The sequence below is a fragment of the Shuttleworthella sp. MSX8B genome (assembly GCF_000524295.1).
Taxonomy (GTDB): Bacteria; Bacillota; Clostridia; order Lachnospirales; family Lachnospiraceae; genus Shuttleworthia; species Shuttleworthia satelles.
This window is the reverse complement of sequence record NZ_JAQT01000029.1, coordinates 42,697-69,299: the sequence shown is the minus strand read 5'-3', so window position 1 is coordinate 69,299 and position 26,603 is coordinate 42,697. Positions and strand designations below refer to the sequence as shown.

Sequence of the window (26,603 nt, the reverse complement as noted above, 5' to 3'; positions counted from 1 at the left end):
ATTTGACGCATACCAGGCTGGAAAATGGGAGAAAACGTATGAGGAGCGGTGAAGGATCGATTTCATGAAGTGATTTATGAGGGTAGCAGGAAGCAGGAGAACGAAATGATACATGTCTTGATTGTGGAGGATGATCCGGCGATTGTAAAATCTCTGGAAGATTTTTTGCGGGGGCAGGAGATGCAGGTGACTTCTGCCGGGGGGCAGGAGGAGGCTCTGCAAAAATTACAGGAGAGGCCGTATGATCTGGTTCTTTTGGATATTACGCTCCCGGATGGCAGCGGCTATTCCGTCTGCAACGCGGTCAAGAGAGATTATCAGACGCCGGTTATTTTTCTGACTGCCTCCGGGGATGAGAACAGCGTGGTGACGGGCTTTGACCTGGGCGCAGAGGATTATATTGCCAAGCCCTTCCGTCCCCGGGAGCTGGTCTCCCGCATCCGAAATGTGCTTCGCCATACAAAAAGGCAGTCAAATATCGAACGAGTTCAGGATCTTCGCGTCGATCTTGACAGCGGCCGCGTCTTCAAGGGAGAGCAGGAGCTTAGCTTGTCGGCCATGGAATACCGGCTTCTGGGTATTTTTCTGGAGAATCGGGGCAGGATTCTCTCGCGCAGTCAGCTCTTAGAGGCGGCCTGGGATTTTGCCGGCGATTATGTCAATGACAATACGCTTTCGGTCTACATCAAACGGCTGCGGGAGAAGATTGAGAGTGATCCGCAGAACCCGACCATGATCAGAACGGTGCGGGGGCTGGGATATCGCATGGAGGACTCCACAAAATCGACTGGGGGGAAATGATGAGAGAAGTAAGAGCGTTTCCGTTTGCCCTTCGGGGGAGACACAATCGAAAATCTTTCTGCCTGATGCTGCTGACATCCGCCATCAGCCTGCTTGTCATCTGTCTGGTCAGCAGAAGTTTCTTCCCTGGACTTTTGGCGCTTTTGGGAGACCTTGTCCTGATCTTTGTCTGGTATCACCATGTACGGGCTATCGATAAGGAACTGGCCGGCCTGAGTGATCTGGTTGACCGAACTCTGCGGGGAGAATCGAGTCTGTCTATTGATAGTTCTGAGGAGGGAGCCTTTGCGATTCTGACAGGAGAACTGGAGAAGATGGCGGTGCAGCTTCGAACCGAGGCGGATCAGAAAAAGATCGAGAAGCAGAAGATGAGCCGGGCTCTGGCGGATATCGCCCATCAGTTGAGGACGCCGCTGACCGCCCTGAATCTGAATATGGATCTTTTGATGAGAGGAAATCAGAAGATGAATATGGATCTCATGCAGGATCAGAATGAAAGCGCTATGGAATCTCGCAGTCGTCAAATGCATGAGATGAGACGCTGCCTCCTGCGCATGGAATATCTGGTGGAGGCCATGCTCAAGTTGGCCAAATTGGACTCGGGGACAGTGCAGTTCAAGAGAGAGCCTGTTATGCTGAGGGAAATGCTTACAAGGGCAGCAGAGCCCCTTCGCATTCCCATGGAACTCAAGGAACAGAAACTGGTCATTGCGGGTGACGGCAGTTTTATCGGGGATATGGATTGGAGTATTGAGGCGGTCGGCAATATTTTAAAGAATTGCATGGAGCATACGCCGGAGGGAAAAGAGATCTGTGTGTCCATTGAGGATTCTCCCATTGCGGCCGTAATTGTCATTCAGGATCAGGGGGAGGGCTTCTCCTTAGAGGATCAGACGCGGATTTTCGACCGCTTTTATCGGGGAAAGAATGCCTCACCCCAGAGCGTCGGTATCGGACTGGCCCTGGCCAGGGAGATTATTCTCGCCCAGAACGGCACTGTTAAGGCTGAAAATATTCCGAAGGAAAAAGGCGGCGGCGCGATGTTCACGATCCGGTTTTATAAGCAGGTTGTTTGATAAGTCAGGCTCTTCCACAAGGCAGGGCCCTTGCGCGTAAGCTCTGAGAAGAAGGGATCGGTCAGGACCTTATTGTGCTTTCACAAGTCAGGATCCTGATATGTCAGTCTTCTGCAGTGGAATGATTTCTAACAGTTGCCTGCGAAGTGCGGGGAAATGACAGGTCAGTGACAGAATTCGTTGGTTTTCTGTCACTGACCTGTCATTTTGCATATCTATACTGAATACAGAAAGCATGATACAGAGATTCAGAGCGATTGCAATCGCAGGAAAGGAGAAATATATGGAGATTCTTCGCGTTGAAAATCTTTCCAAAATCTATGGAAAAGGAAATCAACAGGTGAAGGCCTTGGATGGAGTGTCCTTCTCTGTTGCCAAGGGACAGTTTGTCAGTATTATTGGCCCTTCCGGATCCGGGAAATCGACCCTTTTGCACATCCTCGGCGGTGTGGATCGACCGACCGAGGGAAAGGTTTTTCTCAACGGACAGGATGTCTATGCCAGAAATGACGAGCAGCTGGCCATTTTCCGGCGCAGACAGGTAGGCCTGATCTACCAGTTTTATAATCTGATCCCGGAATTAGATGTGGAGGAAAATATCAGTCTCCCCCTTCTGATGGACGGACGTAAGCCGGATCCCAAGGCCCTGGAAGAAATGATCCACAATCTGGGTCTGGAAGAAAGACGCCATAACCTGCCAAATCAGCTGTCCGGAGGCCAGGAACAGCGTGTATCCATCGGAAGAGCCCTGCTTACCTCGCCTGCCCTTGTCCTGGCCGATGAGCCCACCGGAAATCTGGATTCTACCAGGAGCCAGGAGATTGTTACCCTCTTAAGGGAATCGAATCGTCGTTTTCAGCAGACCCTAATTGTCATTACCCATGATGAGAATATTGCCCTGCAGGCGGACCGTATGCTCTCGATTGAAGATGGCCGCATTGTAAGGGATGAGATATTAAGGAGGTAGGACATGAGAATCTTTCGTCAACTGGTCTGGAAATTTCTGCGGGCGAATCGAATGCGAACGGCAGCTACAATTGTCGGTATCGCTCTTTCCATGTCCCTGCTTACGGCAGTGATTGAGGGAGCCGTCAGCGGAGTTCGCTATCTGCGGGAGGTGGAGATAGAGAAAAACGGAAGTTATGATCTCATTCGGTCAGATCTGAATGCCCAGGAGGCAGAACGTCTGAGTCAATTGGATGGAGTGAAGCAGTACAGCCGTATCACAGAGGTTGGCTGGGCCAATATTCATTCGACCAATGAGAAGAAGCCTTATCTGTACATACAGTCAGCAGAAGACAACTTGAAGGATCTGATCGCCCTGCACCTGACAGAGGGAAGGATGCCGGATAAGGCTGACCAGATCCTGCTGCCGGAGCACCTGGAGAAGCAGGGGGGCGTCAAATATCAGCTGGGGGATGCTCTGACCCTGCAGGTCGGGACAAGAAGCGTGAATGGGCAGAGAGCTTTGGCCAATGCGTCGCTTGGTCACAGGGAAGAGGGGGAGGATGCAAATAAAGCAGAGGAAAAGTTGGTTGATCTTCATGAGCAGACCTACCAGGTGGTCGGCTTTTACAAGAAACCCTCTGCAGATCTGGAATCCTATTTCTGTCCGGGCTATACGGCTCTGACTTGTAGAGCTGCCGGAGACGGAAGATATACGGTAGCTCTTACCATCCGTCAGCCGGAGAAGATTCATGCCTGGATGAATGAGCATCCGGATCTGTTAAAAAAGGCGAAAATACACAAGAATCTTCTTCAATTCTATGGGGTGATCGGTAAGGAGAGCTGGCGGATCATGCTCTATGGATTTGTGATTGTTCTTCTTGTAATGGTTGTTTTTGGATCATTTTCACTGATCTATCATGCCTTCTCCATCTCTTTGAGTGAGCGCACCCGAAAGTACGGTATGCTTCGGTCGATCGGAGCAACCAGAAGGCAGATCCGGGCATCGGTTTTCTATGAGGCGGGAATTCTGTCTCTGGTCGGTATCCTGTCCGGAATTGTCATCGGATGCCTTGGAATCGGTCTGACCCTTCATTTTTTGCAGGACCTGATTTCTCGTTTCGTTATGAATACACCGGTTCGCATTCATATGGTCCTGTCGGGAGCAGGGATTGCCCTGTCTGCTCTCATCTGTCTGCTCACAGTTCTCTTGTCTGCTATACTGCCGGCCCGACGGGCGGCTGCCCTGTCGCCGATAGAGGCGATTCGACAGAGCCGGGATATGGAGCTAAAAGCGAAAGACCTGAAGACCGGAAAAAGGTTTCATCAGAATTTCGCAGCTATGATGGCTAAGAAGAATTATCGGCGCAATCGCAGACGGAGCCGAACCTGCGTCCTGGCCCTCTTTTCCAGTGTGGTGATCTTCGTATCGGCTTCTGCCTATTCTGCCTACTCGATCCAAGTGATAGATCAGAGAGCAGGAAATGGTCCGGACGTATTCTATTTCTACTCTGTGGATCACATGACGTCACAGACGGCAGATCTCTGGAAGCAGTACCGGGAAATTGAGGGAGTTACTGGATTTGCGGCTAAGCTGAGCCCGCAGAATATCAGCAGCTTCAGTGCGGATCGGGCTAATTTCAGTGAGGATTATCAGAAGAAGTCGATGAATGGGCAGGAGTCGCAGGAAAATGGGCAGCAAAAACAGGTAAATGGACAGGAGTCGCAGGAAAATGGGCAGCAAGAGCAATATGAATTTGATAGCCAGCTGAACTTCATAGATGACAAGTCTTTTTCCCAATTGCTCAAGGAAAACGGCTTGTCCCAAGAAGAGTATATGAATACTTCCGCTCCCAGGGGTCTGCTTTTAAACCGCTTCTATCTCAAGGATGTTAAGGGAGAGGAGACGCCGCCATTGATGAAAAAAGAGGCATTCCCACTGCAGATCTCAGGGAAACGCATGCTTAATCTGCAAGGAGAGGACGCACGCTTTGATATCCTGCCTTTGACTATCGGAGCGGGGATCACGAAAGGTTTCTGGTTTGAGCGGGATGTCAACGGCATATATTATCCGGTGTCTGCTATGGAGGCTGTTCTGGGAAGAAACAGCAGTGAAAATGGAAGTGGGGGCGTTACTCTGGCCTTTCAGACAAGAGATCACAGCAAGACCGTAGAAGAACTGGAGAAGATGGAGGGAAAGCTGCTAGGCTATCGCGGCTCTGTTTATGACCGCCTTGCGAATGCGCAGACCACGCAGGCGACGATTCTGGTCATCAAGGTATTCGCCTACGGGTTCATCATCCTGATTTCCCTGATCGCCATCACCAATGTCTTCAACATTATGTCAACGGGGATTATCCTGCGGCAGCGGGAGCTTGCCATGCTTCGCTCGGTCGGCATGTCCCGCAGACAACTGGTACGGATGCTTTCCTATGAATGTATCGGTTACGGGGCACGGGCGCTGGGATTGGGACTGCCCTGTTCCGTCGGCATTTCCTATCTGCTCTATCGGCTGATTGTACAGAATGAGTTCCTGCGCCCAATATCCTTCTTCCTGCCCTGGCAGGCAATGCTGATCGCTGTCGCAGTCGTCTTTGCCGTGGTCTTGATTACCATGCGATATGCGGAGCACAAGGTATCAAAAGTGAATCTGATCGATGCGCTGAAGGAAGAGGTGGTCTGAGAGGAGATTTGCTCCGGAAGTAATTACAATGACGGCTCTATGTCACATGTCGGAGCGGGATCCCCGGGGAGCCCGCTCCATTACTATGCCTGAACGGATTTGGGTGTTCTATGGTATGGCCGAATGTTTTACGGGTTCTGCCGTGTTGGATCTTCACGAGACGAAGTGCTGTCTCTGTCATTTTTCAAAGAATCTTCTTCATCAGATGCCCGTGATACGTGGCCTTTCCGATACAGGTGTACAAAAGTTATGACGCAGAAAGTGATGCCAGACGCTATCAAAAGCAGCAGAGAGAGTCCCCGCAGAAGGAGGCTGAAGAAGAAACCGACTGCGATCAATGGCGTTGAAAAGAGGAGGGTGTAGCCCCCCATGTCATCCATCTCAAAACCGGATATATGATTCCAGACTGCCTTTAAAATCAGATCAAAACCGCTTCCTGTCAAAAAGAAGAAGAGGGCGATTCCCAGGAGAACGAGAATGGGAGTATATTGGTGAAAATACTTTTTCATGCTTGCCTCACAATTTGCAGAACGGCCGCTCGACCTCACCTGAAAGGTTAATTGAAGAATAATATGTTTTTCTGTCGGCAGCAAGTGAGAACCTCTATTTTGAGTGGTAGCTTAGATGCGGTAGAGAGGTGGACTGCAATTGGAGTTTCGATCAAAAAGAGGGCGCAAAAGGGTCTCTTTGTCGGATCAAAAATATAGTAAAATGAAGACGGGAGTCTCTGTTTATTTATGGACATAGAAGGCCTGCAGAGCCTGTATTCAAGAGGTGAATTCATGATTGTCGATACAACTGCGGTTAATAAAGGGGCTCTATGAGCAAGAGTAAGTATACTGTCAGTCGGATTTGTGATGTGAGTATCCGTAATATGAGAATGGGTGAGGACGAACGATGTTTTTTGATAAGTTAAAGAAGGAACTCTTTCACGGGGGAAAAGGCCAATCGAACGAGGACAGAAACGTCTCTGCTTCACAGGGGCAATTCTCGCGGGCAAGCGGAGAAGGGACGGAGAAACCGTTCTCGCAGGCAAGCGGAGGAGAAGCAGAGGAACCGCTTTCGCAGACAGCGATGGGGGAAGAGAGGAGCAAGCGCTTTACTTTGATGGCGGAGAGATTGGAAATCGCTGCTGGAGAGGAATTCTATGTCGAGGGTGACCTCGTCGGCCAGGCTCAGGCAGGTGAACTGGTGACGGTTCTGTATCGCGACGGCAACATTGCCCATCCGGTGATTGAAAAAGTAGAGATCTTAGAGAAAAAAGGAGATGTCAGCGCCGACACCAGGACGGCAAGACTGTATTTTTCCGGGAAGAAAGCCCTGGATCTCGACTGGAAGTATGCCGTCATTACCGATATTCCCTACCAGATCGAGGTGGATGTGAACAAGGCAGTAGAAAATCCATATCTGCTGGGTCTGATCCAGGCTTTTGATCGGCACATCCGCGAGGAAGACTTTTGGAATCTCTTCTTCCGCGAACTGGTGCGGAGTCATTATCTGCTTCCTGTGCGCATGGACGGCAGTATGCCAAAGGGCCAGGGCGGGGAGGTTACGCTTGAAAAGGGGATGACCTTTGGGGTCTATCGGGTCAGCTTGAATGACGGAAGTTCGGCCCTGCCGGTCTATACGGATTGGGTAGCATTGGAAGGAATGGCCGGGCAATGCGGTGATGGCTGGAAGAGAGAAACCATGGTCATGCATTTTCCTCAGCTGGTGGATATGCTGGAGGAGGGAGAGAGCATCATCGTGAATCCTTACGGTCCTAAATTTTTTGTCGTCGATCCAAAGACCATTGCAAATATCGTGAATTCTTCCGGTTATCAGGGCGAGTTCGGAGAGGCCAAGGTTGCGTCTAAGGCAGTCCAAAAGGATGAGAAGATTCTTCTGGGTTACCCCGCAGAGAGCGAAGAAGTGGAGGCCATTCGCAGGCGTCTGGTTGCCTTTGGTAAAAAACATCCTGAGATTTCCATGATCGATCTTTTACTCAAGGCGGATGAAGAGGGAACTCAGTCCTATCTGGTAATTGTCGATGTACCGGAGGAGGGATGCAGGGACTATTTCGGCTCCATTTACAATGCCTGCCGTGACCTGCTTCACCGAGTGACTTATATGGATTTTGTGACCCTAAGGAGAGCGGAGTTCGCCAGGACGGCGAGGACAGAGCCGCCGGTCTATCAGAGATAGGGGATAGAAAATGCTGATTGGTTTTTTCTTTGCCGTTTGTTTCGTTGCATCGTCCGTCGGAGCTGTTGTGGGGGCCGGCGGAGGGGTGATCATCAAGCCGGTACTGGATATGGTTGGAATTTTGCCTGTGTCAACGGTCAGCTTCTGCTCGGGCTGTACCGTCTTAGCCATGTCTGTGTGCTCTTTGATTCGAACCAGAAATAATGGAGTTCAGCTTAAGATCAAGACGAGTACAGCGCTCGCTGTCGGCGCGGTAGTCGGAGGACTCCTGGGACAGATCCTTTTTGATCTGGTTCGAAAAAGCTTCGGAAATGAAAGTGTACTCGGGGCCATCCAGGCGACCTGCTTAACCATAATGACGGTAGGAGTCCTGCTCTATGTTATTTTCAAGAGCCGTGTGAAGGCCCTGCAGGTGAATCATGTTCTGCCCGCGGTTCTTATCGGTCTTATCCTGGGCCTTGTCTCCGCCTTTCTCGGAATTGGCGGAGGACCTATGAATGTAGCGGTTCTCTACTACTTTTTTTCTATGGACGCCAAGCAGGCGGCCAAGAATTCGATTTACATCATCATTTTTTCTCAGACGACGAGTCTGATCAGCTCCCTGATCAGGGGAACTGTTCCCGATTTTACCGCGGTCTATCTGATTGCCATGATCTGCGGCGGTGTGGGCGGAGCTCTCCTGGGAGCGGCAATCACCAAAAGACTCAATAACAGCGGCGTTGAAAAGGTGTTTAATATTCTCCTTCTTGTTATCATAGCCATTGGCTGTTACAACATCTTTAAGTACACACATATGTAAATCATAAGCACCCCGGTCGGGTATCCGTGTCAAAGAAGACGGTTTTTCTGTGAGACTGCCGGGAAGAGGTGAGGGCGATGATTGTTGAGAGCGGAAACAGCCTGCAAGAGACTAAGCGCAGGAATCGCATCCTGATTAAAAACAAGATTTTTCGAATGGAGCATGCCCTGCGCAATGAGATTGCGAGGGAACTGGGACTGACCCTGCCGACCATCACGAACAGCATCAATGAGATGATCCGTGAGGGTCTTGTCATCACAGAGCCGCTTTCACAGGAGAGCCGGAACAAAAATTCGGGAAGACGCCCCCTGGCAGTGGCATTTCGCCGGGAGGCGGCCTACGCCATCGGCATTGAGCTGGGACCTTATTATAGCCGGGCGATTCTGGTCAATTTGCGCGGAGAGGCTGTTGAGAGCGTGACGAATCCGAAAGCCTCCGAGAGCTATGGGAAAATGCTGTCAGAGCTCGAAAATCTGGTGGAGCATTTTCTGCACCGGATTGATCGGGATCAACTGATCGGAATCGGAATCGGAGTGCCGGGATTTGTGGACACGGACCGGGGACGGATCCGCTATACCTTTCGAGAGGACTGGAACGGGAAAACGCTGGGAGAGGACCTGGGCAGGAGATTCTCAGTTCCGGTCAGCGTCGATAACAACACGCGTCTTCGGGCCACAGGTTATGAGATGCTGCTGCGCGAAGAACGGCCGGGGATGTTTGCCTATTTTTTTGTCTCGCGAGGGATCGCCTGTCCCATTCTTATGAATGATCTGGTTCTCTCCGGGGACAGCGCAGGAGCGGGAGAACTGGGACAGACGGTTCTCTTGTCCTTTGATCAGAAGGGGCGAAAAAGGGCTGTGACGACAGACCAGCTCGCCTCAGAGTCGGCCCTTTTTGAGCTCTGCCGCAGGGAAATGGCGGAGGGAAGATTGGCAGCTTTGCGCAAGAGGCTGGACGCGGGAGAGGAACTGACCATGCGGCTGATTCTCGAGCTGCAGATGGGGGGAGACCAGGAAATTGACGCACTGATTGACGGTTGTATTCATGGGCAGGCTCTTGCCATGGCAAATGTTGTCAATCTGCTCAATCCAAATGCGGTTGTGGTTGATGCTTATATGATGACGTGGAAGACCAACAGAGAAAGACTGGTGGCTTATGCAAGAGAGCATTTCTTTGGAATGAATGAAAAGGATGTTGAGATACGATTTCGCGAATACGATTCCTATGACGGAGCCTTGGGGGCAGCCCTCGGATGTATTCAGAAGAATTTCTTGAATATCTGATCGCTGATCGTTTCGATTGAAACTTTCCTATCATTGAGAGGGAATCTTATTTTTTACGAGAATATAATTGGAGGACTGTGAAGATTTATCTTCAGCGACGGCAGATAAAAATTAAATAAATTTAATGAACGGTAAAGAAGAGAGAGTGGATCCAGGTGATAAAAGGTCACAGGGATCCTTTTTTACGCAATGTGTGGTCGAGGAAGAGATGTATGGGGGATCGATGCCCGTTAAAAATTTTTAAGCGGATCAGTATTTGCGGGGGATAATGTTTCGGTAGAAAATTCAGCATAATCCACAAGCCTGGGATAGTGAAACTATGGATATTTCCGATATTGATCTATAAAATAGAGAACTTATAATTAATAAAAAGATTTAATAAATAGATACAAGATTTTTGAAAGGATTCGAAAGAGAGAACTTGTATTTTGAGGGATGGGAAAATGCTTTCATATAATATAAAAATATCAGGGGAGAGATGGGAAGAAGATTATCAGCAATTTTTAAATCGAAATCTAGATTGTTTGAGAAGAGTTCAGGAAGGACAGGCCAAATATGCGGACAGCCAGGACTGGCTTGATACCCGGATTTGCGCAGGAAAAGATGTTTTGAATCGCATTTTGGACAAGGCTGGGGAGATACGGGAGAATGCGGACACATTTGTTCTGATCGGCGTGGGCGGCTCCAATAATGCGGCTCGCTCTGTGGTCGAGGCAATTGCTCCGAGGAGAGAGGGAGTGGATCCGGAGATTATTTATGCCGGGAACACATTAAATCCAACGCAGCTAAAGAAAATGCTGAGTAAGTTGGAGAACAGAAGTTGTTATATTGAATGTATCGCCAAAAATTTTGAGACTCTGGAGCCCGGCTCCTCCTTTCGGATTCTGAGAGAGTTAATGGACAGAAAGTACGGGAAAAAGGCACATGAACGAATCATTACTTGTGGAACAGCCGGAAGTTCTCTGGATCGACTGAGCAGAGAACAGGGATATGATTTCTTCGATTTTCCGAGCAAAGTGGGCGGAAGATTCACGGCTATGACCAATGTTGGCTTTCTGCCTGTAGCGGTTGCGGGGATTGATATTCAATCTCTGGTTGCGGGAGCGCATATGATGCAGATGTTTTTACATGCGAAGCGAGGGAAAGACAATATGGCATACCAATATGCCTGCCTGCGCAATTTCTGCTATCAGAAGAATCATCAGGTGGAGATGCTTTCTTCTTTTGAGCCGCGTTTCCGTTTCTTCTACAAGTGGTGGATACAGCTCTTTGCGGAGAGCGAGGGGAAGGATAATCGGGGAATTTTGCCGGTGACAGGGGAATTTTCAGAAGAACTGCACTCCATTGGTCAATTTATCCAGGAAGGTACGCCCATGCTCTTTGAGACTTTTCTGGACGTAAAAGAAGCGGATGACAGTTTGATGATCCATGCAGATGGACTGCCGGATGCCTTTGATTATTTGGATGAGAAGGATTTTGCTGATATTAACAGGGCAGCTTTTGATGCAACTGTTCAGGCGCATGCCGAGAGATTGCCGGTATCCATTCTTCAGTTGGACCGGTTGGATGCTTACGGGTTTGGTCAACTCTTTTATTTTTTCCAGTTTGCTTGTTATATCTCTTGTGAAATGATGGGAGTGAACCCTTTTAATCAGCCGGGGGTAGAGGCCTATAAGAAAAGAATGTTTCAGATTTTAGAAGAAAAATAAACGGTTAGAGACGGGGGACTTTATTTTAAATCAAACAGGAGAGAGTTTTTGTGTACAGAGTGGATCAGGAAAAGGGAATGGATGAAAATTTGCTTATCATGCACGGCGGGGGGCCGACAGCAGTGATTAACTGTTCCCTCTACGGGGCAGTGACGGAGGCTAAAAAGAGACTGAAGAGGGGACGGATTCTGGCAGCCAGGAACGGAACCGGAGGGCTGATCAGGGAAGAACTGATCGATTTGACTGAGGTCGCGGAGGCGGATCTAAAGAAGCTGCTTGTGACTCCGGGAAGTGCCATCGGAACCTCCAGAGACCAGCTTAACGAAGCGGAATACTTGCGAATGGCGGAGATCCTGAAGAGACATCAGATTCGCTATGTGCTCATGAACGGGGGCAACGGAACCATGGATACCTGCGGCAGGCTTTTTCTGGCCTGCCAGAAGCAGGGGCTTGAGATCAAAGTGATGGGAATTCCAAAGACTATGGACAACGACATTGCCGTCACAGATCACAGCCCCGGCTTTCCAAGCGCGGCAAGGTTTATTGCTGAGAGTGTCCGGGAAGTCTGCGCCGATGTCAGAGGCCTGCCCATCCATGTCTCTGTCATCGAGGCCTCTGGGAGAAATGCCGGATGGATCACGGCGGCCTCCGCCCTGGCGGCGGATCAGGGAGGACCGGGACCGGATCTGATCTATTTGCCGGAGCGGCCTTTTGATGAAAACGCCTTCATCGAGGATGTCAAAGAGCTTTTGAAGGTCAAAAAAGGGATTGTCGTTGTCGCCAGCGAGGGTCTGAAAGATGCCGCGGGGAAACCTGTGGTAGAACCGATTTTTACCGTGGGAAGAGCGACTTACTTTGGGGATGTAGGGGCGCATCTGGCTAATCTTGTGATCCGGAGGCTGGGCTATAAGGCCCGCAGCGAGAAGCCGGGTTTGATTGGAAGAGCTTCTATCAGATTGCAGAGTCCCGTTGATCGCAGAGAGGCCATTGAGGCGGGGGCTCTTGCCTGCAGGGAGGTGCTGTCCGGCACGACCGGGAAAATGGTGGCATTTCGGCGCGTTTGTGACCGCCCCTATCGGGCGGAGGCCTTTTTGACGGACATAGACCAGGTAATGATGACGGAGAGAACAGTGCCTGATTCCTATATCAACGCAAGGGGCAATGGGGTTACCGAGGCTTTTATGGACTGGTGCAGACCGCTTCTGGGAGCGGATCTGCCGGAGATGATTTCCTTTAACTGAGGAGAGGAGGAGAATATGCTGGTTCCAATGAGATGTATCTTAGAGGCGGCGGACCGCAAGGGGTACGGTCAGGCGGCCTTCAACATGAACAGCTTCAGTCAGATCGCTGCCGCCGTGCAGATCCATGAGCTCCTGGAGAGCGCCTGTATCCTGCAGGGGGCGGAGGCTTCCAACGCCTTTATGGGGGGAGAAAGCGATTTCATGCACGGCTCTCCAGAGAGCAAGAAAAAGGGCGCAGAGAATATGGGGAACATTGTCCGGGATTTCGGTCAGGAGAGTCCCATTCCCATCGCCCTTCACTTGGATCACGGCAGGAGTCTTGAGATGGTCAAGGCCTGCATTGAGGGGGGTTACACCTCCGTGATGATCGACGGCAGCAGTCTTCCCTATGAGGAGAATGTCGAGCTGACCAGAGAGGTGGTTCGATATGCCCATCCTCTGGGCGTTACGGTCGAGGGAGAGCTGGGCGTTCTTGCCGGTGTGGAGGATCACGTCTTCTCCGCGAGCTCAACCTATACCAATCCCCTGCAGGCAGTTGGTTTCTTCAAAAAAACCAGGGTGGACGCTCTGGCGATCAGCTACGGAACCATGCACGGGGCGAATAAGGGCAGGGATGCTAAGATCCGCAGGGAAATTGCCATCGCCACCAAGGAGTGCATGCGCCATGAAGGCATCGACGGCTTTTTGGTCAGCCATGGCTCCTCGACAGTTCCGCAGGAATTTGTCAGGCAGATCAACGAGCTGGGGGGAAGGATGGAAAATGCCTATGGGATCGATGTGGATCAGCTGGTCGACGTGAGTCGATGCGGGATCAATAAGATCAATGTAGATACCGACCTTCGCATGGCAAGTAGCAGAAATGTCCTTGAGCTGTTTAAGAATCATCCTGAGTTAAGGGAGAGCGAGAGTGTCGCCTGCGTCTATCGGGAGCTGACCGCCAACCCGGCCAATGTGGACCCCAGGAATTATGTGTCGGGCATCATGGACGCGATTCTCCATGGAGAGCTCGCTGATGAGGATGTGGAACTGGTCGACGACTGCCTCTATCGGGGGGCCATCTCCGCCATAGCCCCTCTTCTCGTCCAATTCGGAAGTTACCGCAATGCATCTGAGGTGATCCCCGTGAGCCTGGAAGAGATGGCAGAACGCTATCAAAAGGCGGGAATTTAAATATAGACAGTAGTTTTACGGAGACAATATTGAGGTGTCATAGAGGTATCATAGGTATGAAGCATATTTTTTTAAATCTCAAGCGCTTTGATGTGCCGGTAAAGGAGGGGGGAGTCAACCGTCTGGCCCCCATTGCCGGCTGGGGACGGGCCGTGGTCGAGGGGATTCAGGATGAAATCGAGGCCTATGGAAAGGATACGGAATTTGCGGTCTTCTTCCCGGAGGCGCATATTCTTTCTGCGGCTGAGGCCCAAAAACCCGGGAGCAGACTGATCCTGGGCTGTCAGAGCGTCTATCGGGAGGACGTCTTGCCCGGCGGCAATTTCGGAGCCTTTACCAGCAACCGCCCTGCGGCGGCCGCGCTTGCTCTGGGGGCTGATTACACGATCATCGGCCACTGTGAAGAGAGAAATGACAAGATGGGACTTCTTGCCGGCGGCGGCCTGACAGGGGATACGGCGAAGGAGGCAGTCAACCGGGTCCTGAATCAGGAAATTCTCTGCGCCCTGAAGCGGGAAATGAAGGTGCTCTACTGCATCGGCGAGAAGAGCGAAGAGCAGGAGCGCTGGAAGGAAGTCCTGGGGCAGCAGCTGGAGCTTGGTCTTTCGGGCATCTCTCCCTCAGACAGAACCGGGGTCACCATCGCCTATGAGCCGATCTGGTCCATCGGTCCGGGCAAAATACCGGCCGACGCGGCTTATATTCAAAAGGTCGCCCGCTTTGTCAAGGAGAAAACAAAGGGACTGGACCTGGTGTACGGGGGCGGCTTAAAGACAGATAACGCGAGGATGCTTGCCGCCATTCCGGAGATTGACGGAGGCCTGATCGCCCTCACCCGCTTTTCCGGGGAGATCGGTTTTTACCCCCGGGAGTATCTTGAAATTGTCAGGCTCTATCTGGGAGGAGAAGATCAGTAGGCAAAAGAGAGTGTAAGATCAGAAGGAGGAAGTATGAAGCATATTGCGTTTGAATACGGGGCAGGAACCATGGAGGCGAGTCTGCCGGACAGCACGGATATCTTTATCCCCGGTGAGACTGTGAAGGATCCGGCCTGTATCCCGGAGGAGGAGCTTGAGAAAGCCTATCAAAAGAGTCTGGCCCACCCGATCGGGATGGACTGCCTGACCGACCTGGTTCAAAAGAATGAAAAGCCCGCTGACCGCCAGACAGTGGTATTTATTATTCCTGATCGCGTCAAGGGAGGCGAGCAGGCGACCAGCCACCGCAAGCTCGCTGTAAAATACATGCTGAAGGAGCTGTATGCGGCCGGGATCAAAAAGGAACATATTCTCTTTATCATCAGTAACGGCCTTCATCCCAGGAGCACGGAAGCGGACGCCCTGGCCATATTCGGGCCGGAACTCTATGGGGATTTCTGGCATTCGGGTCAGATAATCAGCCATGATTCCGAGGACGCGGAGCACATGGTGGATCTGGGAGTCACCAGGCGCGGTGATCCTGTCAGTATGAGCAGGTATGTCTTCGAGTGCGATATCCCCATCCTGGTCGGGCATGTGCAGGGGAATCCCTATGGGGGCTATTCAGGAGGATATAAGCACTCCGCCACAGGGATCACCAACTGGAGGTCGATAGCCAGCCATCATGTGCCCGCGGTCATGCACAGGGAGGACTTCACCCCTGTCAACGGCGGCTCTCTCATGCGCGACAAGTTCGACGAGATCAGCATGCACATGGAGTATAAGATGGGGCATCCCTTCTTCTGCTGCGACGCCGTTTTGGACACCAGGTCCCGCCAGATCGCGATTTATTCCGGTTACGCGAGGGAGATGATGCCCGAGAGCTGGAAGCTCGCGGATCAGAGAACCTATGTGCACTGGGCCAGGAAGAAGTACGACGTCTTAGTCTTCGGGATGCCGCAGAAATTCCACTACGGAGACGGCATGGGGACCAACCCCATCATGATGATGCAGGCGCTTTCGGCGCAGGTTCTGCGCTTTAAGCGGATTATGAGCGATCACTGCGTGATCATCTGCTCCTCCCTCTGCAACGGTTTCTTCAATGACAGCCGCTGGCCCTATCTGCGGGAGCTCTTTGAGAATTTTCAGCATGATCAGATGAATGTTCTTCCGGACATGAATCGTCTGGGCGAGTACTACGGGACAAATGCCGAGTATATTCGCAAATACCGCTTCGCGAACGCCTTCCATCCCTTCCACGGCTTCTCCATGATGGCCTGCGGCCATATTGCGGAGATGAACACGAGCGCGATTTACATCGTGGGGGCCCAGGAACCCGGCTATGCAAGGGCGATGGGGTTAAAGACCAGAGCCAGCTTTGAGGAGGCCCTCGCGGACGCCAGGAAGAAGTATGTGGGAGAAAACCCCAATATACTGGCCCTTCCCATGACCTTTAAGAAGGCCGCGGTTCACCTGTGCATGGCGGACAGCAAATTGGACTCCATGGATGAGTACGGGCGCAGGCCGGGAGATCTGCATTATGGAGAGCATGATGTAAATCAGATCAAGGCGGATTAGGCGGGGAGAGAACTGCGTGATTGAACCGATATCAATTAGGGAGGAAAAGAGGGACAATGCTTCTGGAGAACGAATTCCTCCGGGTCAAAGTTGCGCTGCGAGGGGCAGAGCTATGCAGTCTTTATGACAAACGAAGACGTGAAGAACTGATCTGGCAGGGGGATCCGACTGTCTGGGGATGGCATGCCCCTCTCCTCTTTCCCCTCGTGGGAAAGCTGATCGACGACAGCTATCGCTATCGGGGCAGGATCTACCGGATGTTAAGGCATGGCTTTGCCAGAGAAGAGATCTTTGCCCTCGTCGAAGATTCCCCTGGAGCCTATGATGCGAAGCCGGTCAGAGGCGCAAAGAAGTCAGAACCGCAGGAAGTGGAGAAGAAAAGATCCAGCCTTCACCTTCGCCTGACAGATCATTCGGTCACAAGAGAGGTCTATCCCTTCCGCTTTTGCCTGGATGTCATCTACCAACTCAAGGGACGGAAACTGTCTGTTCGGCTGGAGCTGCGTAACCGCGACGAAAAGGAGATGTACTTTGCCGTTGGGGCACATCCGGGCTTTGCCCTGCCCCTGAAGGAGGGAGAGAGAAGCAGTGACTACCGGCTTGTACTCGCGGGACCGGGGGAGGAGAGTCTGTCCTATTACCTGCCTGATCCGGTCAGCGGCGCGGTCGATCTCAGTCACAGCTACCAGCTTGTGAAGAAAAAGGAGGGACTTGCCCTGACAAGTGAGCTCTTTGACAAAGACGCGCTGATCTTTCAGCAGGGGCAGATTTCTTCCGCCAGTATTCTCCGCCCGAATGGGGACCTGTATCTGACTCTGAATTGCGGGGATTTTCCGGACTTTGGAATCTGGTCTGTCCCGGGAGACAGTCAGCCCTTTATCTGCCTGGAGCCCTGGTTTGGAAGGAGCGATGCCGCGGGCTTCACGGGAGACCTGTCCGACCGGTATGGAGAAGTCTGTCTCAAGGAGGGGCAGTCTTTTTCCGCCGGATTTGACATCCTGCTTCCCGGGAGCTGACTGTCGGAGAAGTGTCTGAAAACCGACCAGTGGCGAAGTGGCTGTAAACCGGTCGATGAAAGAATCGCGTCTGAAAACTGAAAAATCTCCCGATGCTGTCAGCTGCAAAAATGAACTTTACTATCAACTGAAAATTCTCCCGGCGCTGTAAAAGGTATGAAAAATTTTCATACTTATTTCTCTTCTGGCCGGCGCATATACTGAAGACATCAGATGATCGGATTCTCATTTTGGGATGGGTATAAGGATGAGGAATCGTGTCTTTTGTCTTTGACAGGGGGGATAAAATGAAGCATAAATCTAAGACCCGGTGGAATCTGATACCCAAGTGGGTGTGGCTTTTGATTTCATTGGGGGTAGCTCTTGCTCTGTGGCTGTTTGCCTCCTCTCGCTGGCCGATTATATTTGCCAATCCGGAACAGGTCTGGCAGGTCTTTCTGGAGAAGGGGGTGCACAGCACGATTCTCTGGGAGCATGTCTGGGCATCTCTGTCCCGGGTGCTCACCGGTTTCGGGATTGCCTTTCTGCTGGCAATCCCCATTGCTTTTCTCATGGCCTGGTATGAACCCTTCCAGAAAATTGTCGAGCCATGGATCCAGTTCGTGCGCAATATTCCGCCTCTCGCCTATGTCTTTTTGATTACGGCCGCCCTGGGCGTCGGGAACATGGGAAAGGTCACCGTTATCGTCATCGCGTCCTTTTTAGTTCAGGTTGTCACAGTTTACCAGGGGGTTAAAAGTGTGGACGTGACCCTGATCAAGGCAGCCAGGGTGCTGGGCGCCAGGCAGAGCGACATCTTCTTTAAGGTGACGATTCCAGCGGCGACCCCCTATATTCTGGTCGCGGCGAGACTTGGCCTTTCCACCTCTCTGACTACGCTGATGGCCTCAGAAATCGTCGGCGGGGACAGAGGTCTGGGTATGATGATTCAGAAGGCGAGCGGTTACTATCAGATGGATATTGTCCTTCTGGGAATTATCGTTCTGGGAGTCATCGGAATCGCGTTTGAGAAGATTGTCAGGGGACTGGAGAGGAGATTCACAGGATGGCAGGAGACAATTCAGTAAAGGTAGAGATCCGGGATCTCGTCAAAAAATTTCAAACGAGAAATGGAGAGGTGGTCGCCTTAAATGGCGTCGATTTATCCATTCAGGATAAGGAATTTGTCTGCGTCGTGGGTCCCTCCGGATGCGGGAAATCCACCCTCTTGAACATGATCGGGGGGCTGGATACTCCGACGAGCGGGGAGATTCTGGTGGACGGAAAGGAGGTTGACGGGCCCAGTCCCAAAAGAGGCATTGTCTTTCAGCAGTACGCTCTCTTCCCCTGGCTTACCGTCGAAAAAAACGTGCAGTTCGGCCTGAAATTGCAGGGGATGCCCAGAGAAAGGATGGAGCAGGTCACTGAGAAGTATCTCAGGGCTGTGGGGCTTGAGAATTTTGCCCATTCCTATCCCAAGGAGCTGTCAGGGGGCATGAAGCAGAGGGTAGCGATTGCCAGGGCCTACGCGGTCAATCCGGAGGTTCTTCTGATGGATGAACCCTTCGGAGCCCTGGATGCGCAGACCCGGGTGCAGCTGCAGACGGAGCTCCTGGAGACCTGGGAGCATGAGCAGAAGACTTGTTTTTTTATCACGCATGATGTGGAGGAGGCGATCATCCTGGCACAGCGGGTGGTAATTATGTCTGCAAGGCCCGGCAGGGTCAAGGATATCGTCGATATCGACATTCCATATCCAAGAGATCAGGCGACCAAGATGAGTCCGAGATTTCTGGAGCTGAAGAACGATATCTGGGGACAGGTATACGAGGAGTATTTGGAGGTTCGCAAATAAGGATCGGGAAGCCTTGTTGCGTCACACAACTTTTAAAGGGGGTCACAATGAAAACAAAGCGAATTCTGGCAACACTAGCACTGGCCGGCGCGATGGTTCTGACGGCATGCGGAGGTCAAAAGTCTTCCGATAATCAGTCCCAGACTAAGACGGAGGGGACCAAGAAGGAGTATACGCCGGCAACAGTCCGCGTGGCTTATATGCCAAATCTGGGATCTGCGTCCGCTCTCTTTACGGCAATGGACCAGGGGTATTTCAAGGAAGTGGGACTGGATGTAAAGCCCGTGCAGTTCCAGGGAGGACCGGCGGAGATCACGGCGATGGCATCCGGGGACATCGACATTTCTCAGATCGGCCATGGGGCGCACGCCTTGTGCATCGAGGGAAAAGCTAAGATCTTCCAGATGGACAGCACCACTTCCCTGGCAGACGAGGTGGTAGCCAACAAGGCGCACGGGATCAACAAGAAGGAGGACTTAAAGGGCAAGACGATCGCGGTTGCCTCCGGCACCTCTTCGGAAGTAATCCTCCGCGCAATTCTGGAGTCCGCCGGACTCAAGGAGAGCGACGTCAATTTAGTTGAGATGGCAGTGGACGGCATGACGACAGCCATGGTATCCGATAAGGTGGATGCCTGCGCTACATGGAGTCCCAATACGGTGACGTTAAAGAAAGCCATGGGGGATAAATACCTGAGTCTGGGAAGCAATGCGGATTACCTGGACAAGGCAACCTTCCCGTCCAGCTTTATCACGACGGAGGCCTATGCGCAGAAGAATGAGGACGTTCTCGTTCGCTTCTCACAGGCCATCAACAAGGCGCATATCTACCGCGCGGACCATATCGACGACGTAGCCAAGTCTGTGGCAAAGCACATTGACGCTCCGGAAGAGACCCTGCTCGCTTCGACCAAGGAGGGCGACTGGACGACGATCAATCAGATCGCCGGTGACAAGGCGGCCCTGCAGAAGGTCTATGAGACCCAGCAGAATGTCTTTATCGGGAACGGACGCATCAAGGAAAAGGTTGAGACCGATAAATATGTCCTGTATGATATCATGCAGAAGGGATATGAAGCATCTAAGAATTCCAAGTAAGTCGGAGAGCTTCTTGACGGATGCGCACAGGCCGGAGTCGCTTTCTGGGACTCCGGTTTTTATGTATGCACCCGTCGCTGTTTATGACAAGAGAGGGTTCGCGAAGCGTGAATCCCTTTGCTTTCAGGAAGGGCTCGCGAAGCGTAAATCCCTTTGCTTTTAGGAAAGGCGAAAAGAGAGCGGGAGAGGTGAACAATGCTGATCATTGTTGTGACAATCAGTACCTTTGTAGTGCTCTTTACGACGATCATGCGCAGGCACTCTTTTCCCCTGGTCCTTTCCGCCATGAATGTCGCCAATCTCCTGCACGTCTCATGCATTGTTCTCTACATTGCCATCATGGGAGGGCTGGCGTCCAGAGATGTGCGCCTTCTCTTTCTCAATGAGCGGATCATGCGCTGGATGCACCAGCTTCCCGTCAATCTCTATCATCTCGGCTATCTGACCAGTGTGTCCAGGCTCATGGTTCCCTGTTTTCTCGTCATGACGGCCCTTGCCCTGAGTATGAACCGATACATCCGAGATCAGCGCCGCAAGATATACCTTTTTGCCGTGGCGCCGACACTTTTGCTGGCCCTGCTCTACTATCCGGACATTTACAAGTGGATGATCTACAGGCAGATTCACATGCTGTCTCTTCTGGTGCGGTGCTCCTTTGCCTGGATTGTGGCGGAGCTTCTTGTGTCGCTTGGAATTCTCCTGTATGAGTACTACGAGATATCGATTCCGGTCTTTCGCAAGAATTTCCTCTATATTCTCATCGCGATCGTCAGCCAAATGCTTGTCTATCTGATTTTTGCCACCAAGGACCCGGCGCAGATCTATAACCTCTTTATCACGGAATATCTGAATCTGGGAATCAGCAACTATATCAGTCCTTCCCTGAGCAGCACGGGCTGGGATATTTTGATTCTTCTTGTCATTGTGGGGGCGCTGATCGGAGCCTGGGGGATTGTGCGCTATGAGCATTTTCAGTACTCGGAGGAGAGGGAATACGCGGTGCTGGAGAAGCAGTTTTCGGCGGCGGATATGGGAATATCTGTCTTCGCGCACAGCATGAAAAACCAGATACTCTCCGCGCAGGTTCTTCACAAGCGCATGCGAAGGGAGCTGCGCAAGGACAAGCCAGACCTGCGGCAGCTGAAGGACTATGAAGAGGAGATGGCCAGGCTCAACGACAGCATGAAAGCGCACATCGATGAGTATTACGCCACAATCAACAGCAAGCATCTGATCCTGGCATTGACGAACGCAAGGGAAGTCGCGGACGCGGCGATCAGCAAATTTTATGAGAAATATCCCGGTGTCAGTATCAGGAGAGATTTCCAGACCGGGAACAGGGTCCTGGTCGACTTCTCTTTATTTTCGGAGGCTATCTATAATCTTCTGGTCAATGCCTGCGAGGCGACCGCGGGGATTGAGGGGCCGGCCAGAATCAGCCTGACGATTCGAGCGGAGAGAATGTGGGTTGTGTTCGCTGTCACAGATAATGGAATCGGGGTTCCGGATAAAATGCGGCGGAAGATCTTTCAGCCCTTTTTAACCAGTAAGAGCAAGGATTCCAGCTGGGGGATGGGGCTTTTTTACACCAATCGAATTGTGCGTCAGCACATGGGACATCTCCGCATGGAGAGCAAGAGCGGAGAGGGAAGCACGTTTATGATCTTATTGCCCGCGCTTACGGCAGGCAGGAAGCCGGAGATGAGGGCAGCCGGCAAAAAGGAAGGAAATTAAGGGACCAATGATGTCAGAGGGCAGGAAGATTCGAGTGATGGTGGCGGAAGACATTCCGATTTTGCGGGAGGATTTTGCCGAGATCATCGGGGCGGAGCCGGATATGGAACTGCTTGCTGCGGCCAGAAGCGGGTCGGAAATCTGCCGTCTGGTCGAGGAGGCAGGAGAACTGCCGGATATCATACTGATGGACATCGAGATGGAGACACTGACTGCAGGGATTGACGCGTCGGAGACCATTCACGGGCGGCATCCTCAGATTCGAATTGTCTTTATGACGGCGCATGAAGCCGATGAGATGATTAATTCCGGTATGGGAACCGGGGCGGTGGATTATGTGATCAAGGGCTGTGACGATCAGGTTCTCCTGGATCATATCCGAAAGGCCTACCGGGGAGTTTCGGTTTTAGACAGCCGGATTCAGCAGTCCATTATGCGCGAGTACACCAGGCTGCGAAAAAGCGAGCACTCTTTAGTCTTTCTGCTCAACAACGTGACGCAGCTGACGCCGACGGAAAAGGAGATCGTCTCCCTTCTTTTGGAGGACAAGAAGGTCAGGGAGATCGCCCAGCTGCGGAATGTGGAGCTCGTGACAGTCAAGACGCAGATCAAGAGCCTGCTCAATAAATTCGGCTGTCACAGGAGCAGGGAGATCGTAGAGCTGATCCGTCAAATGAATCTGGAGAGCTTCTTTCGCAGGTGACAGGCTATGAGTGAGGGAAAAGGAAAAGGGAAGCGGCCATAGGCAGAATGAAGTAAAACGGGGCTCTGCCATGGGTGACAGGAAATAAAGAAGAGATAGGTCATGGGCAGAGGGCATAAGAGAAGGAGGAAAAATGGGCGAGAATTACTTTCAGATTTCTGAGGAGAGGCTTGGAGAGGGCGCGAAGATCCCTATTCTGAAATTGGGGGATTCCGGAGAGGTCTTCTATGAAATTGCCCTGGAAATGGCAGACGAAATTGAGAAGAACAATCAGGCAGGCAAGAAGACGGTTTTTATCTGTCCGGTGGGACCGGTGGGCCAGTATCCGATTTTTGTCCGCCTGGTCAACCGGCGCGGGATTTCTCTGAGGGATTGCTGGTTTATCAATATGGATGAGTATCTCAATGATGACGACAGCTATATTGACATTGAAGATCCTCTCTCTTTCAGAGGGTTTATGAATCGGGAAGTCTATTCCAAAATCAATCCGGACCTGGTCATGTCCCCTGCGCAGAGAATCTTTCCGGACCCCGCGGACTGCGGCAGGATACACCGTTTGATTGAGGAGCTGGGAGGAGTTGATATCTGCTTTGGCGGAATTGGAATCAATGGTCATCTGGCCTTCAATGAGGCAGAGGACGACCTGCCCGCAGAGGAGTTTGCCAAGCTTCCGACAAGGGTGCTGGATATCAGTCGGGAGACACGGACGGCTAACGCGATCGGCGACAGGAATGGGGCAATCGACGCCATGCCTCGCCGGGCCGTTACCATCGGAATCTGTGAGATTCTCGCGGCCAGGAAGGTCAGACTGGGCGTCTTTCGCGACTGGCACAGAGCTGTGATCCGCCAGGCCGCTTACGGGCAGGTCAGCGGGCACTTTCCGGCCACGCTGCTGCAGGGACACGCGGATACTTTGATTATTGCCAACCAAAACGCTGCCAGGCAGCCTTTTTAATGCCCAGAGGGATGCGGCCCCTCTAAGCTAAAAAAGGACAGACTGCGGCAGGAGACCTAGGTGAAGAAACCCAAATCAGATGCCGAATCAGAGGTCTGAGAATGAATTTATCTTGGCCAAAGAAATCTGGAAGGATCCTTATAGGACAGGGGATAAGGAAGAATGAGAAGAAGACTGGTAAAAAATGTGAGGATTTATCGAGAGGGAGACTTCTTTTGGGGAAGTCTTTGGATTTCCAACGGCAGATTCGAGCGGATTTGTCCGGATGAAGAGGCCGCCTTCATGGAATCCGCCGGGGGAGAGGAAGTCCTGGACGGACGGGGCATGATGCTGGTTCCCGGCTTTATTGATCTTCATACCCATGGGGCCGTCGGGATTGACGTCAATGCTGCGGATAAAGAGGGCTTGAAGAAAATCGCGGCGTTTTTTGCAACGCAGGGGGTTACAGCCTGGAACGCAAGCATTGTCACAGACAGCATTGAGAGGACGGATCGATGCCTGGCAGTGATCCGGGATGTCAGCAGAGAAAGGGGCTATGGAGCCCAGCTCTTAGGAGCTCATCTGGAGGGGCCCTTTCTGTCAGAGGAATACAGGGGCTCCATGCCGAAGGACCTGCTGAGAGAGGGAGATGAAGATCTTCTGAATCACTACAGAGAAATCGCGGAGGGAAGCATTCGATACATCACTCTGGCTCCTGAAGTGGCCGGGGTCATGCCCATGCTCAAGAAGATCGCGGGGGACATTCCGGTTGCCATCGGACATTCCGGGGCCAGCTATGAATTGAGTATGGAGGCAATCGAAAGTGGAGCCAGGGCGATCACGCATACCTTCAACGGTATGATCCTCTTTCACCAGCACAGACCAGGTCTGATGGGGGCTGCCCTGGAGAGCGACTGTTACTGCGAGGCCATCTGCGACGGAAGACATTTACATCCCGGTACCGTTCGTATGCTGATCAAATGTAAGGGCCTGAACAGGGTGGCTGCCATTACGGACAGCATTATGGCCGCCGGGCTCCCGGACGGGAACTATCAGCTGGGGGTAAATGATGTCGTCGTCGTTGACGGGGACGCCAGGCTGGTATCCAGCGGCGTCAGAGCGGGAAGTACGCTGACGATGGCGCAGGCTTTTCGCAATCTGCTTGCATTCACAGGAAGGTCTCCGGGGGAGATCATTCCTCTGCTCAGCAGCAACCCGGCAGACCTTCTTGGAATCGCGGATCGGAAGGGACGGATTCAGGAGGGAATGGACGCGGACTTCGTTCTCCTGGACGATACATATCAGGTGCAAGTGACCGTAGTATCAGGGAAAATTGTCTATCGGAAATCTTGTGGTCCGGATGGGAATCCAGTATAATTTTTTATTTGTTTTTCGGAGAGAACAAGTGCCGATTGCCCCGGCTCTTGTGTTTTATAGCCATAGATGATCTTCGATAGCGCTGTCGGGGATGATTCTTGCTGGCATAGTCAAAGATAATTTCAAATGTCCTTGTCAGAGATGATCTTTGATGGTACTGTTGACGATGGCTTCTATCGGCATGATCGGGGATGATTTTTGGTGGAATGTAAGAGGGGGAAAAGAGACTTGCATGATATGATGATAGCTTTGCTCACAGAGAACCCCTGGATCATCATCTTTGTTTTGTGGGTTGCGTTTTGTGTCAGCATGATTCGGCTTCACTTTGTGGAGAAGCGGAAGAGGACGGCATTCCAGAAGATTCGGTCCATTGAGCATGCGGAGGGCGTATCTAAGCTCTATCTCGAGGTCGAGGATGCCTGCGGTCAGTTCGTTCAAGTTAAGCTGCGCGATGCTGAGACGGATAAGGATTTTCCAGTGCTTCTCAACAACAAGATTCTGACACCTGCCATTCTTCTGCCGGAGGGGAAATTTCTGTTGGATTTTCAGGTTAAAATCCGGGATGATGTGACAGGCTGGGCGAAGAAGCTGGAGAGGAAGAATTGCCCCGTTGAGGTTTATTTGGGCAGAGATTTCAAACTTGTCTTTAACGCGCAGACACAGCAGATCTATCAGGAGGAGCTTCCTCTGGCTCAAAAGGAGTCTTAGGCCAGTTAAGGGAAATGCAGCATTAAGGAGGAGATGATGACAGAGATACGCTATAATCTTGTAGACGATTGGCAGAAGAAAGAGCTTGACTTGCAGACCCTTGAGCAGGCCCTGGAGAACGGATCCGCAGGCCCCTATACCGATCGGGTTTTTTCTTCGATAGGAGGCAAGTGGAAAAAATACAGTAAGCGAGGCGTTTCCAACTTGTATCTGCTCAAGGAAATGGAGGATGACGGTCTTGTCTGCGCCTACTATGCCTATTCCATCAGGGATGGAGTGATCGGTGAGGATATTTTGGCCAAAATTCGCTCGGTCTGCGCGGAATCTCTGGGCGGAGGCGAGATGTACGCCAAATGCTCCGACTCCAGTCCGGATCACTGGTTGGATACCAATCCGGAGTTTTTGACGAAATTGGTCAGTCAGGGGAAGGCGGATCTGCTGTATGAGTATTTAAACGCAGAGCTCTATTCAGAGGGGATTGTCCTGACCAGCCGCGGCATGAAGGGAAGAAAGAAAGACCGGCTGGCAGCCTCCGCAGTAGCCTGGGGAGCCAAGGACAAGGGGCTCTTCAATAAGGGATCCTACTACAGCGTATTGATCAATAATGATGTCCTGTGAGGTGCAGGCGGAGTGTGAGAACTCAACCGAAAACAGATATATCGTGATCGAAAATCCCGTCGTACAGTTTTGTCCGGCGGGATTTTTGTTGGCGATTATGGAATGCTCGCGGCGCGTGTATTCTATTGTTTTGTTTCACTGGGATTTTTCGCGCCGCTTTTGATTCACATGGGAATATGTGTATCATAGGAAGGGG

Annotated in this window: 23 protein-coding genes; 22 read left to right on the top strand and 1 reads right to left on the bottom strand. The window is 51.7% G+C overall.

Features of this window, described 5'->3' with window-relative positions:
* The first annotated feature begins 105 nt into the window (after positions 1-105).
* From HMPREF1508_RS07010 to HMPREF1508_RS06995, 4 genes are all read left to right on the top strand, one after another.
* On the top strand, positions 106-801 hold the full coding sequence (locus HMPREF1508_RS07010) for a response regulator transcription factor (RefSeq protein WP_044960715.1): 696 nt from the start codon (positions 106-108) through the stop codon (positions 799-801).
* The gene (locus HMPREF1508_RS07005; protein WP_044960762.1) at positions 801-1,877 is read left to right on the top strand and encodes a sensor histidine kinase; all 1,077 of its coding nucleotides are present in this window, start codon (positions 801-803) and stop codon (positions 1,875-1,877) included. Before HMPREF1508_RS07010 ends, HMPREF1508_RS07005 begins: the two co-directional genes overlap by 1 nt.
* Positions 1,878-2,160: 283 nt before the next feature.
* On the top strand, positions 2,161-2,844 hold the full coding sequence (locus HMPREF1508_RS07000) for an ABC transporter ATP-binding protein (protein WP_044960713.1): 684 nt from the start codon (positions 2,161-2,163) through the stop codon (positions 2,842-2,844).
* Positions 2,845-2,847: 3 nt separating this feature from the next.
* Positions 2,848-5,505, top strand: coding sequence for an ABC transporter permease (locus tag HMPREF1508_RS06995; RefSeq protein ID WP_044960710.1), 2,658 nt, complete (start codon positions 2,848-2,850; stop codon positions 5,503-5,505).
* Positions 5,506-5,633: 128 nt separating this feature from the next.
* On the opposite strand, the gene HMPREF1508_RS06990 is transcribed toward HMPREF1508_RS06995, so the two are convergent.
* On the bottom strand, positions 5,634-6,014 hold the full coding sequence (locus HMPREF1508_RS06990) for a hypothetical protein (RefSeq protein WP_044960709.1): 381 nt from the start codon (positions 6,012-6,014) through the stop codon (positions 5,634-5,636).
* Positions 6,015-6,402: 388 nt separating this feature from the next.
* On the opposite strand from HMPREF1508_RS06990, the gene HMPREF1508_RS06985 reads away from it, so the two are divergent.
* The 18 genes from HMPREF1508_RS06985 to HMPREF1508_RS06900 all read left to right on the top strand — a co-directional run bounded on the left by HMPREF1508_RS06985 (position 6,403) and on the right by HMPREF1508_RS06900 (position 26,407).
* The gene (locus HMPREF1508_RS06985) at positions 6,403-7,689 is read left to right on the top strand and encodes an enhanced serine sensitivity protein SseB C-terminal domain-containing protein (protein WP_044960707.1); all 1,287 of its coding nucleotides are present in this window, start codon (positions 6,403-6,405) and stop codon (positions 7,687-7,689) included.
* Between the two features lie 10 nt (positions 7,690-7,699).
* The gene (locus tag HMPREF1508_RS06980) at positions 7,700-8,488 is read left to right on the top strand and encodes a sulfite exporter TauE/SafE family protein (RefSeq protein WP_044960705.1); all 789 of its coding nucleotides are present in this window, start codon (positions 7,700-7,702) and stop codon (positions 8,486-8,488) included.
* A gap of 77 nt (positions 8,489-8,565) precedes the next feature.
* Positions 8,566-9,771 carry an ROK family protein gene (locus HMPREF1508_RS06975; RefSeq protein WP_044960703.1) on the top strand — a complete coding sequence of 402 codons (1,206 nt, stop codon included), beginning with the start codon at positions 8,566-8,568 and terminating at the stop codon, positions 9,769-9,771.
* Between the two features lie 524 nt (positions 9,772-10,295).
* Complete coding sequence (locus HMPREF1508_RS06970) at positions 10,296-11,480, top strand: hypothetical protein (RefSeq protein WP_330365301.1); 1,185 nt, start codon at positions 10,296-10,298, stop codon at positions 11,478-11,480.
* A gap of 77 nt (positions 11,481-11,557) precedes the next feature.
* Positions 11,558-12,721 carry a diphosphate--fructose-6-phosphate 1-phosphotransferase gene (locus HMPREF1508_RS06965; protein ID WP_044960760.1) on the top strand — a complete coding sequence of 388 codons (1,164 nt, stop codon included), beginning with the start codon at positions 11,558-11,560 and terminating at the stop codon, positions 12,719-12,721.
* A gap of 15 nt (positions 12,722-12,736) precedes the next feature.
* Complete coding sequence (locus HMPREF1508_RS06960) at positions 12,737-13,891, top strand: class II fructose-bisphosphate aldolase (protein ID WP_044960698.1); 1,155 nt, start codon at positions 12,737-12,739, stop codon at positions 13,889-13,891.
* 56 nt (positions 13,892-13,947) lie between these two features.
* On the top strand, positions 13,948-14,808 hold the full coding sequence (locus HMPREF1508_RS06955) for a triose-phosphate isomerase (RefSeq protein ID WP_044960696.1): 861 nt from the start codon (positions 13,948-13,950) through the stop codon (positions 14,806-14,808).
* A gap of 33 nt (positions 14,809-14,841) precedes the next feature.
* Entirely contained in the window at positions 14,842-16,386 is a 1,545-nt protein-coding gene (locus HMPREF1508_RS06950; RefSeq protein WP_044960692.1) for a lactate racemase domain-containing protein, read from the top strand.
* Between the two features lie 56 nt (positions 16,387-16,442).
* A complete protein-coding gene (locus HMPREF1508_RS06945) occupies positions 16,443-17,402 on the top strand; it encodes an aldose 1-epimerase family protein (protein WP_044960690.1) in 960 nt (319 codons plus the stop codon).
* Positions 17,403-17,689: 287 nt separating this feature from the next.
* Positions 17,690-18,469, top strand: coding sequence for an ABC transporter permease (locus HMPREF1508_RS06940; protein WP_006905256.1), 780 nt, complete (start codon positions 17,690-17,692; stop codon positions 18,467-18,469).
* The gene (locus HMPREF1508_RS06935) at positions 18,448-19,236 is read left to right on the top strand and encodes an ABC transporter ATP-binding protein (protein ID WP_044960687.1); all 789 of its coding nucleotides are present in this window, start codon (positions 18,448-18,450) and stop codon (positions 19,234-19,236) included. Before HMPREF1508_RS06940 ends, HMPREF1508_RS06935 begins: the two co-directional genes overlap by 22 nt.
* Positions 19,237-19,283: 47 nt before the next feature.
* Entirely contained in the window at positions 19,284-20,333 is a 1,050-nt protein-coding gene (locus HMPREF1508_RS06930; protein WP_044960685.1) for an ABC transporter substrate-binding protein, read from the top strand.
* 195 nt (positions 20,334-20,528) lie between these two features.
* Positions 20,529-22,067, top strand: coding sequence for a sensor histidine kinase (locus HMPREF1508_RS06925; protein ID WP_044960683.1), 1,539 nt, complete (start codon positions 20,529-20,531; stop codon positions 22,065-22,067).
* 10 nt (positions 22,068-22,077) lie between these two features.
* Complete coding sequence (locus HMPREF1508_RS06920) at positions 22,078-22,770, top strand: response regulator transcription factor (RefSeq protein ID WP_044960758.1); 693 nt, start codon at positions 22,078-22,080, stop codon at positions 22,768-22,770.
* Positions 22,771-22,903: 133 nt separating this feature from the next.
* Complete coding sequence (locus tag HMPREF1508_RS06915) at positions 22,904-23,725, top strand: glucosamine-6-phosphate isomerase (RefSeq protein WP_044960681.1); 822 nt, start codon at positions 22,904-22,906, stop codon at positions 23,723-23,725.
* 162 nt (positions 23,726-23,887) lie between these two features.
* Positions 23,888-25,081 (top strand): N-acetylglucosamine-6-phosphate deacetylase, encoded by a 1,194-nt coding sequence (gene nagA, locus HMPREF1508_RS06910; protein WP_084640287.1) that lies wholly within the window; start codon positions 23,888-23,890, stop codon positions 25,079-25,081.
* Between the two features lie 237 nt (positions 25,082-25,318).
* Complete coding sequence (locus HMPREF1508_RS06905) at positions 25,319-25,789, top strand: hypothetical protein (protein WP_044960679.1); 471 nt, start codon at positions 25,319-25,321, stop codon at positions 25,787-25,789.
* Positions 25,790-25,825: 36 nt separating this feature from the next.
* Entirely contained in the window at positions 25,826-26,407 is a 582-nt protein-coding gene (locus HMPREF1508_RS06900; RefSeq protein WP_044960676.1) for a hypothetical protein, read from the top strand.
* Positions 26,408-26,603 lie beyond the last annotated feature (196 nt).

Coding starts and splice junctions, on each gene's coding strand:
- HMPREF1508_RS07010 (WP_044960715.1), top strand. CDS start 106: ATGATACATGTCTTGATTGTGGAGGATGATCCGGCGATTGTAAAATCT.
- HMPREF1508_RS07005 (WP_044960762.1), top strand. CDS start 801: ATGAGAGAAGTAAGAGCGTTTCCGTTTGCCCTTCGGGGGAGACACAAT.
- HMPREF1508_RS07000 (WP_044960713.1), top strand. CDS start 2,161: ATGGAGATTCTTCGCGTTGAAAATCTTTCCAAAATCTATGGAAAAGGA.
- HMPREF1508_RS06995 (WP_044960710.1), top strand. CDS start 2,848: ATGAGAATCTTTCGTCAACTGGTCTGGAAATTTCTGCGGGCGAATCGA.
- HMPREF1508_RS06990 (WP_044960709.1), bottom strand. CDS start 6,014: ATGAAAAAGTATTTTCACCAATATACTCCCATTCTCGTTCTCCTGGGA.
- HMPREF1508_RS06985 (WP_044960707.1), top strand. CDS start 6,403: ATGTTTTTTGATAAGTTAAAGAAGGAACTCTTTCACGGGGGAAAAGGC.
- HMPREF1508_RS06980 (WP_044960705.1), top strand. CDS start 7,700: ATGCTGATTGGTTTTTTCTTTGCCGTTTGTTTCGTTGCATCGTCCGTC.
- HMPREF1508_RS06975 (WP_044960703.1), top strand. CDS start 8,566: ATGATTGTTGAGAGCGGAAACAGCCTGCAAGAGACTAAGCGCAGGAAT.
- HMPREF1508_RS06965 (WP_044960760.1), top strand. CDS start 11,558: ATGGATGAAAATTTGCTTATCATGCACGGCGGGGGGCCGACAGCAGTG.
- HMPREF1508_RS06960 (WP_044960698.1), top strand. CDS start 12,737: ATGCTGGTTCCAATGAGATGTATCTTAGAGGCGGCGGACCGCAAGGGG.
- HMPREF1508_RS06955 (WP_044960696.1), top strand. CDS start 13,948: ATGAAGCATATTTTTTTAAATCTCAAGCGCTTTGATGTGCCGGTAAAG.
- HMPREF1508_RS06950 (WP_044960692.1), top strand. CDS start 14,842: ATGAAGCATATTGCGTTTGAATACGGGGCAGGAACCATGGAGGCGAGT.
- HMPREF1508_RS06945 (WP_044960690.1), top strand. CDS start 16,443: ATGCTTCTGGAGAACGAATTCCTCCGGGTCAAAGTTGCGCTGCGAGGG.
- HMPREF1508_RS06940 (WP_006905256.1), top strand. CDS start 17,690: ATGAAGCATAAATCTAAGACCCGGTGGAATCTGATACCCAAGTGGGTG.
- HMPREF1508_RS06935 (WP_044960687.1), top strand. CDS start 18,448: ATGGCAGGAGACAATTCAGTAAAGGTAGAGATCCGGGATCTCGTCAAA.
- HMPREF1508_RS06930 (WP_044960685.1), top strand. CDS start 19,284: ATGAAAACAAAGCGAATTCTGGCAACACTAGCACTGGCCGGCGCGATG.
- HMPREF1508_RS06925 (WP_044960683.1), top strand. CDS start 20,529: ATGCTGATCATTGTTGTGACAATCAGTACCTTTGTAGTGCTCTTTACG.
- HMPREF1508_RS06920 (WP_044960758.1), top strand. CDS start 22,078: ATGTCAGAGGGCAGGAAGATTCGAGTGATGGTGGCGGAAGACATTCCG.
- HMPREF1508_RS06915 (WP_044960681.1), top strand. CDS start 22,904: ATGGGCGAGAATTACTTTCAGATTTCTGAGGAGAGGCTTGGAGAGGGC.
- nagA (WP_084640287.1), top strand. CDS start 23,888: ATGAGAAGAAGACTGGTAAAAAATGTGAGGATTTATCGAGAGGGAGAC.
- HMPREF1508_RS06905 (WP_044960679.1), top strand. CDS start 25,319: ATGATGATAGCTTTGCTCACAGAGAACCCCTGGATCATCATCTTTGTT.
- HMPREF1508_RS06900 (WP_044960676.1), top strand. CDS start 25,826: ATGACAGAGATACGCTATAATCTTGTAGACGATTGGCAGAAGAAAGAG.